Raw genomic sequence first — 14,819 nt, 5'->3', positions numbered from 1 at the left:
CGCGGCCCCTCCGATGGTTACTCAAGCACCATGTCCTGGAGCGAGGCGGCGCAGCCGCGCGGCATGTCCCCGAAGGCCGGCGTGGGCCGGAACTACGCCAAGACCGCGATGCTGATGGCGCTGCTCATCGCGCTGCTCGCGATCGGCGGCAACGCGATCGGCGGCGCGCAGGGGATGCTGCTGTTCGGCGGGCTCGGCCTCGTCTTCAACTTCCTCTCCTACTGGTTCTCCGACCGGCTCGCGCTCATGGCGCACCGCGCGCGGCCGGTGACGCGCGAGGAGCTGCCGCAGGTCTACGAGATCGTCGAGCGGCTCACCCGGCGCGCGGGCATGCCCATGCCCCGGGTCTACGTCATTCCCTCCGAGACGCCGAACGCCTTCGCCACGGGCAGGAACCCGTCGCACGCGGCGGTCGCCGTCACCGAGGGGATCCTCCGCATCCTCGACCGCCGCCAGCTCGAGGGCGTGCTCGCGCACGAGCTCGCCCACGTGCGCAACCGCGACATCCTCATCTCCACCGTCGCCGCGGCGGTGGCCGGGCTCATCTCGACGCTCGGCTACGTGGTCCGCTGGGGCGCGCTGCTCGGCGGCATGCGCCGCGAGGACGACCGCGGCGGCTCGGCGCTCGAGCTGCTCGCCTGGGCCATCCTGGCGCCGCTCGTGGCGCTCGTGATCCAGCTCGCGGTCTCCCGCTCGCGGGAGTACGGCGCGGACGCGTCCGGCGCCGAGCTGGTGGGCGACCCCGAGCCGCTCGCCGAGGCGCTGCTCGCGCTGGAGCGCGGCAACGAGGCCATCCCGTACCAGTACGGCGGCCCCGCCACCGCGCACCTGTTCATCGTGAACCCGTTCCACGGGGCGGGCGCGAAGATGATGAGCCTGTTCTCGACCCACCCGCCCATCGAGGAGCGCGTGCGCCGGCTCCGCGAGATGCGGCGCGGCGTGCGGTACGCGTAGCGGTCAGCGCGCCAGCCACTCAGTAGGTGCAGGCGTACGGCCCGCTGGCCTCCGCGACGTCGAGCTGACCCTGCAGCGTCCCGCCCGTGCCGTTCGAGACGATGAGCGTGTACGTGCCCGGGGTGGACGGCGCGGTCACGTTGCAGACCACGTCGTTGGTGGCGCAGCCGGGCGGGCAGCTCGTGGAGCTGTCGCACGCCTCCGCCAGCGGATCGAGCTGGATGTAGCCGCCCTGCACGTCCACCTCGCAGCGGGTGATGTTCTGGTTGCAGGTGGGGCACGCCTTGAGCCGCACCGGCACCGTCGCCCCGGGCGTCGCCGTGCAGCTCTGGATAAGGTCGATCTTGGGCGTCTCCGTCGGGCAGGTGTCGGTGCCGCAGCCGGCCGCGAGGAGCGCGGCGGCGGCGAGGGCGGCGGCGGAGAGGGCGTTGCGCGTCTTCATGATGGGCTCCTGCGTCAGGGCGTGAGGACGATCTTCCCGAACTGCGCGCGATCGGCAAGCATGGCCTGCGCCTCGCGCGCGCTGGCGAGCGGGAGCACGCGGTCGACCACCGGCCGCAGCCGCCCCTCGCCCACGAAGCGGAGCACCTCGAGCAGCTCGCCGGAGGTGCCCATGGTCGAGCCGAGGATGGAGAGCTGGCGGTAGAACACGTGTCGCAGGTCGGTCGGGGGATCGTACCCGGTGGTCGCGCCCACCGTGACGATGCGGCCGCCCGGCGCGCAGGAGAGGATCGACCCCTCCCACGTCTTCCTGCCCACGTGCTCGAACACCACCTCCACGCCGCGGCGCTGCGTGAGCCGCTTCACCTCCTGGACGAAGTCCTTCGCCTCGTAATTCACGACCTCGTCGGCGCCGAGCGCCCGCGCCCGCTCCAGCTTGGCGTCCGAGCCGGCGGTGGCGATGACCCGCGCCCCGTGCAGCTTCGCGATCTGCACCGCCGCCACCCCGACGCCCGAGCCGGCCGCGTGCACCAGCACCGTCTCGCCGGGCCGCACCCGCGCGCGCGCCACCAGCGCGTGCCAGGCGGTGAGGAACGTGAGCGGCACCGCCGCCGCCTCCTCGAAGGAGAGGTTCGGCGGGCGCGGCAGCGCGTTGCGGGCCGGGACCACCACCGCCTCGGCCTGGCCGCCCGCGACGTGCTCACCGAGGATGGCGTAGCCGCGGCACAGGTTCTCCTCGCCGGAGCGGCAGCGCACGCAGCGGCCGCAGGAGAGCCCGGGCGCGAGCACCACCTCCGCGCCGACCTTCGGCTCGTCCACCCCCGGCCCCGCCGCGTCCACCACGCCCGACACGTCCGAGCCGAGCACGTGCGGGAACGACAGCATCAGGCCGCTCCAGCCCTTGCGGACCCAGAGGTCGAGGTGGTTCAGCGCCGCCGCGCGCACCCGCACCCGGACCTCGCCCGGGCCGGGCTCGGGCAGCGGCAGCTCGCCGACCTCGACGCGCTCGGGGCCGCCGTGGCCGCGGATCAGGACCGCCTTCATGTGCGCTCCCGTTCGCTAGAACGACTGGTACGTCGGGTTCTCCTCGAACCAGCGGGCCGCGCAGATCACGGCGGCGGTGCCGCTCGCCTGGAAGTCCGACTCCCTCACCCGGACCTCGCACCCCAGCCAGCAGCCGGTCGGGCCGCAGATGTTGGAGTCGTTCGGGTAGTACGACCAGTCCATGATGCAGAGGACGTTGGTGTCCGAGGCCGCGCCGCACACGTCCCCGGCGCCGGTCGAGGTGAGGGGCAGGCCGCACTGCATGCCGGTGAAGATGTCCCGGTACCGGAACAGCATCTCGGCATCGTCGAGCGTCGCCCCGCTCCCGGCCAGCGCGTTGCACTGCCGCCCCAGCTCGTCCAGCGCCTTCTCCTCCTTGCTCTTGCCGCAGGCGGCGACGGCGAGGACGGCGGCGAGGACGGCGAGCGTTCGGGCAGCGGTCACGAGGGCACGTTATCGCCGGGTGCGGCCCCTTGCCAGGGGCTCACTGGGGCGGGATAAGACCAGCTCCCGGCCGGGGCGGGTCGCGCCGCCCGGGCCTCGATACACGTGGGGTGAACGGATGATCGTCCGCGTGGATGTGCTCCCGCTCGCGCTCGAGCTGCGGCGGATCGTCATCGCCGAGGTCATCGGCGGGTTCCATGGCCAGGCCCAGCTCGGCCGGTGGTGGCTGCCCTCCGGCGTGCTCGCCGACGGCGAGCAGCCCGGCGAGCGCGCCGCGGCCATCGCGCGCGCGCAGCTCGGGCTCGAGCTGGAGGGGCTCGTGGTGGTGGGCTGCCGCGCCGAGCAGGTGGGCGGGGTGCCGCACCTCGCGCTGGTCTTCGCGGGGGCCGTGGCCGGCGGCGAGCCCGCGCCCGGCGCGCCGGTGACCGGGTTCGCGGCGCGCACGCTCGCGGAGCTGCCCGATCAGGTCGGCTTCTACCACCGCGACGTCATCGAGGTGCTGGCCGCCCGCTACGAGCGCCTGCGCGCGTGAGCGGCGCCCCGGCGGCCCGCTTGCCCGCGCCGGTCGGGCTGGATAGGACCCCGCCATGACCCTCCCGTTGATCGCGATGCTGCTCGGCGCCGCCCCCCTGAAGGTGGGCGACAAGGCGCCGGACTTCACGCTCCCCGACAGCGACGGCAAGCCGGTGTCGCTGTCGAGCCTGCTCGAGTCCGGTCCGGTGATCCTGGCCTTCTACACCAAGGCCTTCACCCCTGGTTGAACGCGCGAGCTCTCAGCGTACCGGGACCGGTATGCCGACGTGGCGAACAAGGGCGCGCAGGTGGTGGGCATCAGCACCGACTCGGTCGAGACCCAGCGGAAGTTCAAGGACGAGCTGAAGGTTCCGTACCGGCTCCTCTCCGACGAGGGCGGCAAGGTCGCGAAGCTGTACGGCGGCACCATCCCGGTGGTGGGGCTCGCGAACCGGGCCACCTACGTGCTCGAGCAGGACGGCACCATCAAGGAGATCGTGACCGGCAGCGCCGCGATCGATCCGGCGGGCGCGATCACCTCCTGCCCGTTGCACAAGGGGAAGAAGGGCTAGCCATGCGCGTGGTGGACGGGTTCGTGGCCGGGCTCCGGCGGCGGCTCCTCGGCATCTCGGCGGAGGAGATCCGCTACACGTTCGAGGACGTGCGCGGCGAGATCCGCGCGCTCCGCGCCGAGCTGAAGGAGGAGATCGCCGCCGTGCGCCGCGAGCTGGACACGCTCCCCTCGCGGCAGGACCGCCCGAAGGGGCCGGAGATCCCGGTCGCGGAGGCCTGAGCCCGCAGCTCGTGGTTCGACGGGCTCACCACGACCCTTCGACTCCGGCGGGCCTGCGGCCCGCCTACGCTCAGGGTGAGCGGATCAGGTGAGGTCCGCTCATCCCGAGCGTAGCGCGGCCGCAAGGCCGCGCGAAGTCGAGGGACGAAGGGCCGCTACGCGACGACGCCGTCCTCGACGATCACCGCCCGCACGACCGCCTCGCCCTCGCCCGCCCGCACCCGCTCGCCCGGCTTCCAGTGGGCGCGCCGCAGGTAGCCGAGGCCGAGGCGGCCCTCCGGCGTCTCGGCGACGCTGGTCACCGCGCCGACCTCCTGGCCGTTCGCGACGAGCGGCGTGCCCGGTGCGGCGCCGGGCGGCAGCTCGAGCTGCACCAGGCCGCGCTGCAGGTGGCCGCGCGCGGTGGCCCGGAGCACCACCTCCTGCCCGATGTAGCAGCCCTTGCTGAAGGAGATGGCGGCGCGGGTGAGCCCTGCCTCCATCGGCAGCCGGCTCGCGTCCATGTCGGCGCCGAACCGCGCCACGCCCGCGAGGATGCGCAGCGACTCCAGCTCGGCGAGGTCGAGCGGCGCCGCCTCGTCGGCCACCAGCGCGGCCCGCAGCGCCTCCGCCTCGCCCGCCGGCGCCCACACGTCCACGCAGGGCGCGCCGCGGCGCGCGCTCGGGACCACCGGCGCGGCCCCCGCGCGCCCCGCCAGCCGCGCGGGCCCCTCCGGCCCGAGCACCGGCAGCGCGCGGAGCGTCGCCGACAGGTCCTCGAACGTCACGTCGTCCATGATGACGAGCTTCTCCAGCAGCGCGCGCGTCTCCGGCGCGGCGGCCGGGTCGAGCTCCACCAGGATCTCGCCCTCGCGCACCAGCACGTGCCCCTCGCCGAGCAGGTGCCCCTTCGCGTTCAGGAACGCGGCGTAGGCGGACTCGCCGGGCTTCAGGCGGGCGAGGTCCTGCGTGGACATGCGGTGCAGGTAGTCCTGGGCGTCCTTGCCGGTGACGCGCAGGAAGGCGCGCTCGAGCACCGGGCCGACGGCCCAGCCCTCGCGCGCGGCGCGGAGTCGTTCGTGGAGGCTCACGCCCCCGTGGATAACGCGGGCGCGGCGCCGGCTCAAGGCGCGCGGCGCCGCGGCTACCCGCGCTCGGTCAGGATGACACCCGCGATCACCATGGCCCCGCCCGCCACGAACGGCGCGGTGAGCCGCTCGCCCGCGATGGCCCAGGCGAGGAGCGCGGTCAGCACCGGCTGGAGGTTGGACCAGATGGCCACGCGGCTCGCCTCGGTCCGGGAGAGCGCCCAGTAGTACAGGATGTAGGCGACCACGCTGGTGAGCAGCACCAGGTAGCCGAGGCTGGCCCAGCCGGTGGCCGAGAGCGCGCCGAGCAGCGACCAGTCGGTCGCGACCAGCCCGAACGGCAGGTACGCCAGCGTCCCGAGCACGAGCGCCACGCCGGTCGAGCCGACCGCGCCGTAGCGCTGCGCGTACGGCTTGCCCGCGACCGCGAAGACCGACCACGCCACCACCGCGAGCAGGATGAGCAGGTCGCCGGCGAGCTGGCGCGAGGAGCCGTGCAGCCCCACGGCGCCGCGGCCGAGCAGCACCACCACCACCCCGGCGAACGCGAGCGCGATGCCGGCGAGCTTCGCCGGGCCGGCCCGCTCGCCCAGGCGCACGCGCGCGATGAGGAACACGAACACCGGGGTGAGCGCGTAGAGCAGCGCCGCGTGGCCGGGCGTGGTCCAGGCCATGCCGGCGAGGAAGAGCCCCTGGTTCACCGGGATGGCGATGATGCCGAGCCCCGCCAGCGCGAGCAGGTCGCGCCGCGCCACCCGCACCGGCCGCCGCCACAGCAGCAGCCCGAACGCGAGCGAGGACAGGGCGAAGCGCACCAGCGCCACCTCGAACGGCGACAGCTCGCCCAGGGCGCGCTTCGCGGCGAGGTAGGTCCCGGCCGAGATGGCCGAGTGCAGGAACATCACCAGGTGGACCATGTGGCGCCGGAATGTAGCCGCCGCCGGGCGGGGCGCAAGCCGGCGCGCGGCTCAGGACGCGAGCCAGAGCACCAGGAAGCCGCCGGCGAGCGTGAGCGGCACGCTGCGCGTCACCGCGGCGAGGGCGGCGGCGGCCGCCCCGGCGGCCAGCCGCGCGGGGACGCCCGCGGCATCCCCGCCCGCCGCCGGCCGCGCCAGCGCGGGCACCACGATGGCGGTGAGCGTCGCGACCGGCACGAACGGCAGGAGCTCGCGGAACCAGCCCGGCGCGGCGCGCCGCCCCTCCAGCGCGACGAACGAGAGGCGCGTCGCGAACGTGACGGCGCCGCAGGCGAGGATCACCAGCCACAGGCTCATCGCGCCCTCCGCGGCGCGGCGAGCGCGCCGGCCAGGATCCCGGCGAGGCTGGCCGCGAGCAGGCCGAGCTGCCACGGCCACCCCGCCGCGGCGAGCGCGACGATCCCCGCCGCGATCGCGGCCGCGAGCATGGCCCGGGAGCGGATCATCGGCACCGCGATGGCGATGAAGGTGAGCGGCAGCGCGACGTCGAGCGGCAGCCGCGCCGGGACGCGCGCGCCGAGCACCACGCCCGCGGCGGTGGCGAGCTGCCACCCGGACCAGAGCGCGACGCCCGCGCCGAGCAGGTGCCAGTGGCGCGATGGCGACCGGTCGCCGTCCCCGAGCCGCCGCATGGCCACGGCGTACGACTCGTCGGTGAGCAGGTACGAGAGCGCGAGCTTCCAGCGCAGCGGCAGGTGCGCGAGGTGCGGCGCCACCGAGGCGCTGTAGAGCGCGTGCCGCAGGTTCACCAGCGCCACCGCGGCCACCATCACCGCGCCGAGGGCGCCGGCCGCGACGAGCTGGGCGAGCAGGAACTGCGCCGCGCCCGCGAACAGGATCGCCGACGCGGCCAGGGCGGCGGCGGCGTCGATGCCGCTCGCGCGCGCGAGCACGCCGTACACGAAGCCGTACGGGACGACGCCGAGCAGCAGCGGCGCGAGGTCCCGGACGCCGGACCAGAACTCGTGCGCGGCGCTCCGGCCGGGGTGCGCCAGGGCCGGGCCCGCGAGTGCCGGGGTGGTCATGCCCGCAGGGAAGCACCTCCCGGCCGGATGGAACAGACACAGCGTCGCGCGTCGAGGGCTATAACAGCTGCATGGGCACCCGCTTCAAGTACCGGCAGATCGCGGACCACCTGGCCCGCGGCATCCGGGCGGGCGTCACCGGGCCGGGCGAGCGGCTCCCCTCGCTCCGGGAGGCCTGCCGCACCTACGGCGCGAGCCTGATGACCGCGCTCGCGGCCTACCGGCACCTCGAGGCCACGGGGCTCGTCGAGGCCCTGCCCCGCTCCGGCTTCCGCGTCCGGCCGCGGCTCCCGGCGCCGCTCGAGCAGCCGCCGACTCGCCGGCCGCGCCTCCACGCCTTCAGCGACGCGCGCGCCGAGCTGACCGCGGAGCTGCTCGCGACCATGGCCGACCCGGCGCTCGTGCCGCTCGGGAGCGGGTGGCCGTCGGCCGATCACTTCCCGGCGCCGGCGTTCCGCCGGCTCACCTCGCGGCTGCTGCGCGGCCCCGGGGCGGGCCCCTGGACCCGCTGCTCGCCGCCGCGCGGCGACCCGGAGCTCCGTCGCCTCGTCGCCCGGCGCTACCGGGCGCGCGGCATGGACGTCGGGCCGGACGACGTGCTCGTCACCACCGGCGCGATGGAGGCGCTGGCGCTGTCGCTGCGGCTGCTGGTGAAGCCGGGCGACGTGGTCGCGGTCGAGTGCCCGACGTTCTTCGGCGTCCTCGACGCGGCGCGGAGCGCCGGGGCGCGCGTGGTGGAGCTCCCGGCCGACCCGGCGGGCGGCCCGGATCCGGCGGGGCTCGCGGCGGCCTGCCGCCGCCACGCCGTCCGCGCCGCGGTGCTCGCACCCACCTTCGCGAACCCGGCCGGCAGCCTGATGGACGACGCGCGCAAGGCGGCGTGGCGCGAGGCCCTGCGGGCCGAGGGCGTCGCGCTCGTCGAGGACGACGTGTACGGCGAGCTCGCCTGGGACGGCCGGCGCCACGCGCCGCTCTGCGCGCCGCGCGGGCGCGACGAGCCGCCGGGGATCCTGGTGGGCTCCTTCTCGAAGACGCTGCTCCCGGGCGGCCGGGTCGGCTACGCCATCGCGCCGGGCCCCTGGATCGACGCGCTCGCCGATCTGAAGAACATCACCACGCTCGCCGCCGCGCCGCTCGCGCAGGCGCTCGTGGCGAGGTTCGTGGGGGACGGCGCGTACGACCGCCACCTGCGGCGGCTGCGGCCGCGCCTCCAGGCGGAGGTCGAGGCCATGCGCGCCCTGGTGGCCCGGCACTTCCCGGCGGGCACGCGCGTGAGCGACCCGCGCGGCGGCTACTTCCTGTGGGTCGAGCTGCCGCCGGGCGCGGCGGACGGCCTGGCGCTGTTCCACGCGGCGGCGCGCCACGGCATCGGCGTCGCCCCGGGGTGCCTGTTCTCGCTCGGCGGCGGCCTGGACCGCTTCGTGCGCCTGAACGCCGCGCTCGCGGGGGACGTCGAGCCGGCGGTGCGCACGCTGGGACGCCTCGCGTCGGATCCGGCGGCGCGCGCGGCCGGGGCCTAGGGCGCCTCGCCGAGCCGCTCCAGCGCCCAACGCGCCGCGGCGCGGACGCCGTCGCCGAGCGGGCTCGCGAGGTGCGCGCGGATCGCGGGCAGGTGGCGCCGGTCGCCCGACGTGCCGGCGAGGAGCAGCGCGTTCCGCACCAGGCCGTCGTGGCGCGCCCGCGCCAGGGAGGTGCCGTGGAAGCGCCGCCCGTACCCGTCGGCGTCGAGCGCGAGCAGCTCGTCCAGCCACAGCGAGAGCTGGCCCGGGCGCGGCACCAGCTCGAGGTCGGCGTCGGCCGGGACGCCGCGGTTCCACGGGCACACCGTCTGGCAGTCGTCGCAGCCGAAGGCCCACCCGTTCAGCCGCCCGGCCAGCGCGTCGGGGATGGGGCCGCGCCGCTCGATGGTCCAGAACGAGATGCAGCGGCGCGCGTCCACCACGCCCGGCGCCGGGATGGCGCCCGTGGGGCACGCCGGCAGGCACGCCTCGCAGGTGCCGCAGCGGTCCGGGTGCGGCGCGTCCGGCGCCAGCGCGCGGTCGAGCAGCAGCGTCGCGAGCACGACCCAGCTCCCGTGCTCCGGCGTGATCAGGCAGCCGTTCTTCCCCACCCAGCCCACGCCGGCCCGCTCCGCCCACGCCTTCTCCATCACCGGCGCGATGTCGCACGACGCGTACGCGCCCAGCCCCGGGTCGGCCTCGCGCAGGTCCGCGAGCATCGCGGCGAGCTTCCGCTTCACCACGGTGTGGTAGTCGCGGCCGCGCGCGTAGCGCGCCACCGCCGCGGCGCCCGGCGGGGGCGGCGCCGGCTCCCCGGCGTGGTACGAGAGCGCGAGCGCCACCACGCTCCGGACGCCCGGCAGGAGCCTCGCCGGATCGAGCCGCTCCTCCCGCTGCGTGCGCAGCCAGGCCATGTCCGCCTCGAGGCCGCCCGCGAGCACGCGGTCGAGCGGCCCCGGGTCGAGCGGCTCCGCCCGGGCGATCCCGCACTTCGAGAAGCCGGCCCGCGCGGCGGCCGCCTTCACCCGGTCGGCGTCGAGCCCCGCCACGCGCCCGCCCTCAGCCGCGCCGCCCCGCGCGCCCGGCCACCTCGGGCGGCGCCGGCACGAGCCGCCTCGCGATGGCGGCGGCCAGCCCGCCCGCGGCGGCGCCGGCGAACCCACCCAGCAGGATCGCCCCCACCGCCACGCCGGCCGCCGACGCCGGGGTGGCGTTCTCGGCCACCAGGATCCCGTACCCGAGCGCCATGCCCACCACCGCGGCCACGTTGCCGCGCCGCAGGCGCGCCTCGGCCGCGGCCGCGAGCGCCAGCACCGCGACCGCGAGCCCGGCCTGCAGCGCGGTCGGCGTGAGGTCGCGGAACACCGTCACGCGGAGCGGGCCGGTGGCGTCGCCGCCCAGGCGGTCCAGGGTGAGCGCGTGCCCGTCGCCGAGGTCGCCCTCCAGCCACACCTCGGTGCGGTCGTGCGCGACCGGCGCGCGCCCGCCCCGGCCCACGCGCGCGTAGGTGTACGTCCGCTCCAGGTGCCCCTCCACCGGCGGCCGGAGACCACCGATGGTGAACCGCACCGCCGGCGAGCCCGAGGACGGCAGCGGCGCGGCCACCAGCAGCCGGACGTGGTGCGGGACGTCCTCGGGCACCGGCATCACGTCGCCGCGCGCGGCCAGCGCGCCCTGCGCGAGCGGCCGCCCGGGCACCACCGCGGCCACGGCCGGCACCACCGAGAGGAACAGCGCGCCCGCCGCGGCGGCCACGGCGAGCCCGCGCCCGGCCCGGTCCGCCGAGGGCGACAGCGCCGGACGCAGCGTGAACGTCACCGCGAGCAGGCCGACCCCCGCCGACACCGCCGCCGCGGCGGCGCCCTCGGGCAGCCAGCCGGCGGCGTACAGCCCTCCCGCCGCGGCCAGGACGGCGAGGCCGGCCACCGGCAGGATCCAGCCGGTGAGCGCCTCCTCCAGCCAGAGGGTGAGGGACGACGGCGGTCGGGGGTCGGTCATCGGGGTCTCCGCGGGGCTCCGGCCGCTGGTCTTAGCACCGGGCGCGTCCCGCCGCCGGGTGGACCTGACGTTGCCTGGCAGTGCGGCCGAAAACTGGCGATATCGATCGGCCCCTCTACGATGCGGCGATATGGCGACACGGCTCGACCTTCACGAGTGGAACGACCTGCCCGGCGTGGCCGAGCGAGGGCGCGGCTGGGCGCTCGTCCAGGGCGACTGCGTCGAGGCGCTGGAGCGCCTCCCCCCGCACTCGGTGGACGTCGCGTTCGCCGACCCCCCCTACATGCTCTCGAACGGCGGCAGCACCTGCCAGGGCGGGCGCCGCACCTCGGTGAACAAGGGGAGCTGGGACGCCTCCGGCGGCTTCGCGGCCGACCACGCGTTCCAGGCGCGCTGGCTCCAGGCGGTCCGCAAGGTGCTGAAGCCGTCCGGCACGCTCTGGGTCTCCGGCACGCAGCACGTCATCTTCACCATCGGCTACGCGATGCAGGAGCTGGGCTTCCACCTGCTCAACACCGTCACCTGGTACAAGCCGAACGCCTCGCCCAACCTGGCCTGCCGCTTCTTCACGCACTCGACCGAGATCCTGCTCTGGGCGAGCCCGATGAAGGCGCGCCCGCTCGCGCACCGGTTCAACTACCGCGCGATGAAGACCGCCAACGGCGGCAAGCAGATGCGCGACCTGTGGGAGATCGCCGACCGCCCCGCGCCGGGCGGCGACCAGGTGGTGTGGTCGGTGCCCACGCCCGGGCCGCGCGAGAAGGTGCACGGCCGGCACCCCACGCAGAAGCCGCTGGCGCTGCTCGAGCGCGTGCTCGCCGCGAGCGCCGCGCCGGGCGACCTGGTGCTGGATCCGTTCTCCGGCTCCGGCACGACCGGCGTCGCCGCCCTCCGGACGGGCTGCCGCTTCCTCGGGCTGGAGCGCGATCCGGGGTACGTGGACCTCGCCGCCCGCCGCCTCCGCGCCACCACGATCGATCCGGAGTGACGCACCCGGTGTGAGCAGCCCGGACGGCGCGCGAGCAGCCGCGCACGCGTGCGCCCGTCCGGCGACTGCCTTGTTCCGGGAGAGGTGCGTACATTCGTCGGCGTGACCCCTCGCGCGCTCGCGGCGCTGCTCCCCCTGGTCGGCCTCGTCGCCTTCCTCCTCGGGACGCTGCTCGCGTTCGCGGCGCGCGCCGCGCTGTTCGGCCGGCCGCACACGCCGGACATCGAGAAGCGCCAGCACACCATCCTCGCGAAGTTCTTCCAGGAGTGGTGGATCTGGCTGTGGGGCCCGGTGGAGCGCCTCTGCGTGCGGCTGGGGATCTCGCCGGACGCCATCACGCTCGCGAGCACGCTGGTGGCCGCCGGCGCGGCGGTGCTGCTCGGGTTCGGGTGGCTGTCGCTGGGCGGCTGGGTGTTCCTGTTCGGCGCGAGCTTCGACTTCATCGACGGGCGCGTGGCGCGCGCCACCGGCCGCGTCACCCGCGCCGGCGCCTTCCTGGACTCCACGCTCGACCGGGTGGGCGAGCTGCTGGTCTTCGGCGGGCTGGCCGTGACCTTCCGCGGCTCGGCGGTGCTGTTCGCGGCGCTCGCCGCCGCGGGGGCGTCGCTGCTCGTCTCCTACGCGCGGGCGCGCGGCGAGTCGCTCGGCGCCGACGAGGCCGCGCGGGTGGGCGGGATGCAGCGGCCCGAGCGGATCGTGGTCACCGGGGTGGCGTGCGCGCTGTCGCCGCTCGCCGACGCGGCCTGGGGCGCCGGCGCCGGCCGCGCGGTCGTGGGCAGCGCGCTCGCCGCGCTGGCGGCCCTGGCGACGGCCACCGCGGCGCGGCGGACGTTCGTGATCTATCGTGCCCTGCGGCGCGCCGATCCGGCCGTGGCCGCCCGGCCGCCGTTCCGCCTGGCCGACGTGTTCCGCCTCGACGCCACGCGGCGGCGCAAGGCGGCCCGCTGAGGCGCAGGGTGACCGCGCTCATCCCGAGCGTGGCCCCGTCGCAGGCGGGCCGGAGCCGAGGGACGGCGGGGCGGGGTCGAGGGACGATTGCCGCCCCCCTGGACGCATGGTAGGAGGGGGAGCCGTGAGAGGTCCGCCCGCCCGCCACCCGAACGACGACGCCCGCGAGCAGCTGCCCGCGCCGGAAGGCATCATCGGCGCCGCCGACGAGCTGAAGCCCGGCGACCGCGTGGTCTACCCGAACCAGGGTGTCTGCGCCGTGGTCGGCTGGGAGGTGAAGGACATCGCCGGCCAGAAGCTCGAGCTGGTCCGGATGACGCGCGAGGAGGACGGCGCGGCGGTGATGGTGCCGAAGGGCAAGGTGCCGTCCATCGGCCTGCGCCGCGTCGCCACCGGCGCGCAGATGGAGGGCGTCTTCCACTACCTCGGCGCGGTCTACGACGACCCCGAGCTCGACTGGAAGATCCGCCACCGCGACAACGCCGACCGGCTCATCGCCGGGGGCGTGCTGGGCGTCGCCGAGGTCGTGAAGGGGCTGCACTCGCTCTCGCGCCTGCGCCCGCTGCCCACCAAGGAGCGCGAGCAGTACGACAACGCGCGCCACCTGCTCGTGCACGAGGTGTCGGTCTCGCTGGGCGTGCCGCCCGGGCTGGCCGAGGACTACATCGACTACGCGCTGATGCCGCCGGCGGGCGTGAAGTTCGACCTGAAGCCGCCCCCCGCCCCGGTCCCCCTGCCCTCGCGCCCGAAGAAGCGGCGCGTGGTCGAGGAGGCGGAGGAGGGCGATCTCGGGCTCGGCGATCTGGGCCTGGGCGACCTGGGCATCGACCTCGAGGGCGCGCTCGAGGGCGCGGAGGTGCCCGGGGCCGAGGCCGAGGGCGCCGAAGGTGCCGAAGGTGCCGATGCCGGCGAGGGCGAGGCCGCCGGCGCCGAGGGCGTCGAGCCGGTCCCCGGCGTCGAGGAGGCCGCGCCCGAGGAGCTCCCGGAGGCCGAGGAGCCCGTCGCGGAGGAGGAGCCCGAGGAGCTGCCCGTGCGCGCGACCCGCGCCGCGAAGCCCGCCCGGGCCGCCGAGAAGCCGGCCAAGGTCGAGAAGCCCGAGAAGCCGGAGAAGGCCGCCGAGAAGAAGGCCGCCCGCCCCGCCAAGGCGAAGAAGGCGGAGCCGGAGAAGCCGGCCCGGGCCGAGAAGCACGCCGAGAAGCCGGCCGCGCGGAAGGCCGCGACCGAGAAGCCGGCGCCGGCGAAGAAGGCGGCCGCGAAGAAGCCTCCGGCGCCGAAGAAGGCTCCCGCGAAGAAGCCCGCCGCCGAGAAGCCGGCCGCGAAGCGCGGAGGGAAGAAGAAGTGATCCGCGTCGTGACGCTCGACCCGGTCGACCCGACCGACATGGCGGCCCTCATCCGGACGCTGTACCAGGCGTTCGGCCTCGGGACCGAGTACGCCGGCGAGAAGCCGGTGCCGGCCGAGGCGGAGGGCAAGGACGGGCGGCTCGACGCCATCACGCTGCTGCGCGAGGTGGAGCCGGTCCGCACCTTCGCGGACGACAAGGTCCTGTACATCGCGGGCTCGCCGCTCTCGCTCCCGCCCGGACCGCTCGGCGAGCCGCCCTGCTGGGGCTTCGCCGACTACGGCAAGGAGCGCGCGGTGATCACCACCGCGAAGCTGCCGGCGCGCGGCGTCACCGAGGCGTCGATCGAGACCTACCGGCGCCGGCTGGCGCGCGAGGCGATCCACGCCATCGGGCACCTGTGGGACCTGCACCACTGCGTGGACGCGCGCTGCGCGATGCACCCGTCGTGGTCGCCGTCGCTCGCCGCGAACCCGGACTCGGACCTCTGCACCTTCTGCCGCGAGAAGAGCGAGCGGAAGATCCGGCTCGCCAAGACGTAGTCGCCCCGTGAGCGCCGACTCCCCCACGCCCGGCCCGGACCCCGCGCCGAAGGCGGCCGTCGGCATCGCCCGCCGGCTGCTCCGGCGCGCCCGGGACGCCGCCGCCGAGGACCTGCGCACCCGCGCCGCCGCCGCCCGCGACGCCGCCCGGCGCGCCTGGGAGGCGCGCCCCTCGCCGCGCCGCGGGATCGCGATCGCGTTCGCCGCCGCGCTCGCCGCCGCCGGCGCGGGCGGCATCCTGTGC

The 14,819-nt window shown here is 76.1% G+C and carries 18 protein-coding genes and 1 pseudogene; 10 read left to right on the top strand and 9 right to left on the bottom strand.

The genetic code is table 11. The features are described 5' to 3' along the window. Positions 1–30: 30 nt before the first annotated feature. Complete coding sequence (locus PSR1_RS05685) at positions 31–954, top strand: zinc metalloprotease HtpX (protein ID WP_059436658.1); 924 nt, start codon at positions 31–33, stop codon at positions 952–954. A gap of 19 nt (positions 955–973) precedes the next feature. Here the strand turns inward: PSR1_RS05685 and PSR1_RS05680 are convergent, their stop codons facing one another. The 3 genes from PSR1_RS05680 to PSR1_RS05670 are packed head-to-tail and all read right to left on the bottom strand — an operon-like array spanning position 974 to position 2,883. After that, the gene (locus PSR1_RS05680) at positions 974–1,396 is read right to left on the bottom strand and encodes a hypothetical protein (protein ID WP_059436657.1); all 423 of its coding nucleotides are present in this window, start codon (positions 1,394–1,396) and stop codon (positions 974–976) included. Between the two features lie 14 nt (positions 1,397–1,410). Continuing rightward, the gene (locus PSR1_RS05675; RefSeq protein WP_059436656.1) at positions 1,411–2,439 is read right to left on the bottom strand and encodes a zinc-binding dehydrogenase; all 1,029 of its coding nucleotides are present in this window, start codon (positions 2,437–2,439) and stop codon (positions 1,411–1,413) included. Between the two features lie 15 nt (positions 2,440–2,454). Next, complete coding sequence (locus PSR1_RS05670; protein WP_059436655.1) at positions 2,455–2,883, bottom strand: hypothetical protein; 429 nt, start codon at positions 2,881–2,883, stop codon at positions 2,455–2,457. A 118-nt stretch (positions 2,884–3,001) separates the two neighbouring features. Here PSR1_RS05670 and PSR1_RS05665 point away from each other — a divergent pair, with 118 nt between their 5' ends. The 3 genes from PSR1_RS05665 to PSR1_RS05655 are packed head-to-tail and all read left to right on the top strand — an operon-like array spanning position 3,002 to position 4,189. Further along, a complete protein-coding gene (locus PSR1_RS05665; protein ID WP_059436654.1) occupies positions 3,002–3,415 on the top strand; it encodes a hypothetical protein in 414 nt (137 codons plus the stop codon). A 55-nt stretch (positions 3,416–3,470) separates the two neighbouring features. After that, the gene (locus tag PSR1_RS05660) at positions 3,471–3,968 is read left to right on the top strand and encodes a peroxiredoxin (protein WP_082100157.1); all 498 of its coding nucleotides are present in this window, start codon (positions 3,471–3,473) and stop codon (positions 3,966–3,968) included. A gap of 2 nt (positions 3,969–3,970) precedes the next feature. Continuing rightward, a complete protein-coding gene (locus tag PSR1_RS05655; RefSeq protein WP_059436653.1) occupies positions 3,971–4,189 on the top strand; it encodes a hypothetical protein in 219 nt (72 codons plus the stop codon). Between the two features lie 155 nt (positions 4,190–4,344). On the opposite strand, the gene PSR1_RS05650 is transcribed toward PSR1_RS05655, so the two are convergent. The 4 genes from PSR1_RS05650 to PSR1_RS05635 are packed head-to-tail and all read right to left on the bottom strand — an operon-like array spanning position 4,345 to position 7,258. Continuing rightward, positions 4,345–5,259: a folate-binding protein YgfZ gene (locus PSR1_RS05650; protein WP_059436652.1), complete on the bottom strand. Its 915-nt coding sequence runs from the start codon at positions 5,257–5,259 to the stop codon at positions 4,345–4,347. Positions 5,260–5,312: 53 nt separating this feature from the next. Then, on the bottom strand, positions 5,313–6,173 hold the full coding sequence (locus PSR1_RS05645; protein WP_059436651.1) for a DMT family transporter: 861 nt from the start codon (positions 6,171–6,173) through the stop codon (positions 5,313–5,315). Between the two features lie 51 nt (positions 6,174–6,224). Beyond that, positions 6,225–6,530 carry an AzlD domain-containing protein gene (locus PSR1_RS05640; protein ID WP_059436650.1) on the bottom strand — a complete coding sequence of 102 codons (306 nt, stop codon included), beginning with the start codon at positions 6,528–6,530 and terminating at the stop codon, positions 6,225–6,227. Next, positions 6,527–7,258 carry an AzlC family ABC transporter permease gene (locus PSR1_RS05635; RefSeq protein ID WP_059436649.1) on the bottom strand — a complete coding sequence of 244 codons (732 nt, stop codon included), beginning with the start codon at positions 7,256–7,258 and terminating at the stop codon, positions 6,527–6,529. Before PSR1_RS05635 ends, PSR1_RS05640 begins: the two co-directional genes overlap by 4 nt. 71 nt (positions 7,259–7,329) lie before the next feature. On the opposite strand from PSR1_RS05635, the gene PSR1_RS05630 reads away from it, so the two are divergent. Beyond that, entirely contained in the window at positions 7,330–8,778 is a 1,449-nt protein-coding gene (locus tag PSR1_RS05630) for a PLP-dependent aminotransferase family protein (RefSeq protein ID WP_059436648.1), read from the top strand. On the opposite strand, the gene queG is transcribed toward PSR1_RS05630, so the two are convergent. Together queG and PSR1_RS05620 are read right to left on the bottom strand one after the other, a co-directional pair. Next, entirely contained in the window at positions 8,775–9,806 is a 1,032-nt protein-coding gene (queG, locus tag PSR1_RS05625; RefSeq protein WP_059436682.1) for a tRNA epoxyqueuosine(34) reductase QueG, read from the bottom strand. The genes PSR1_RS05630 and queG overlap by 4 nt on opposite strands. Positions 9,807–9,816: 10 nt before the next feature. Then, positions 9,817–10,755: a hypothetical protein gene (locus PSR1_RS05620; RefSeq protein ID WP_059436647.1), complete on the bottom strand. Its 939-nt coding sequence runs from the start codon at positions 10,753–10,755 to the stop codon at positions 9,817–9,819. Between the two features lie 130 nt (positions 10,756–10,885). Here PSR1_RS05620 and PSR1_RS05615 point away from each other — a divergent pair, with 130 nt between their 5' ends. The 5 genes and pseudogenes from PSR1_RS05615 to PSR1_RS05595 form a co-directional block, all read left to right on the top strand. Beyond that, positions 10,886–11,743 (top strand): site-specific DNA-methyltransferase, encoded by an 858-nt coding sequence (locus tag PSR1_RS05615; protein WP_059436646.1) that lies wholly within the window; start codon positions 10,886–10,888, stop codon positions 11,741–11,743. Between the two features lie 102 nt (positions 11,744–11,845). Further along, entirely contained in the window at positions 11,846–12,691 is an 846-nt protein-coding gene (locus PSR1_RS05610; protein WP_237757831.1) for a CDP-alcohol phosphatidyltransferase family protein, read from the top strand. A gap of 124 nt (positions 12,692–12,815) precedes the next feature. Continuing rightward, positions 12,816–14,033, top strand: coding sequence for a CarD family transcriptional regulator (locus tag PSR1_RS05605; protein ID WP_059436644.1), 1,218 nt, complete (start codon positions 12,816–12,818; stop codon positions 14,031–14,033). Then, the gene (locus PSR1_RS05600; RefSeq protein WP_059436643.1) at positions 14,030–14,575 is read left to right on the top strand and encodes an archaemetzincin; all 546 of its coding nucleotides are present in this window, start codon (positions 14,030–14,032) and stop codon (positions 14,573–14,575) included. The genes PSR1_RS05605 and PSR1_RS05600 overlap by 4 nt, the downstream gene beginning before the upstream one ends. A gap of 7 nt (positions 14,576–14,582) precedes the next feature. After that, a pseudogene (locus PSR1_RS05595) lies at positions 14,583–14,819 on the top strand (hypothetical protein); the annotation flags it as partial.

Origin of the sequence: Anaeromyxobacter sp. PSR-1 (assembly GCF_000964525.1) — a bacterium.
Classification (GTDB): domain Bacteria; phylum Myxococcota; class Myxococcia; order Myxococcales; family Anaeromyxobacteraceae; genus Anaeromyxobacter.
Note: the sequence above shows the minus strand (reverse complement) of the source record. Positions and strands in the feature narration are given on the sequence as shown.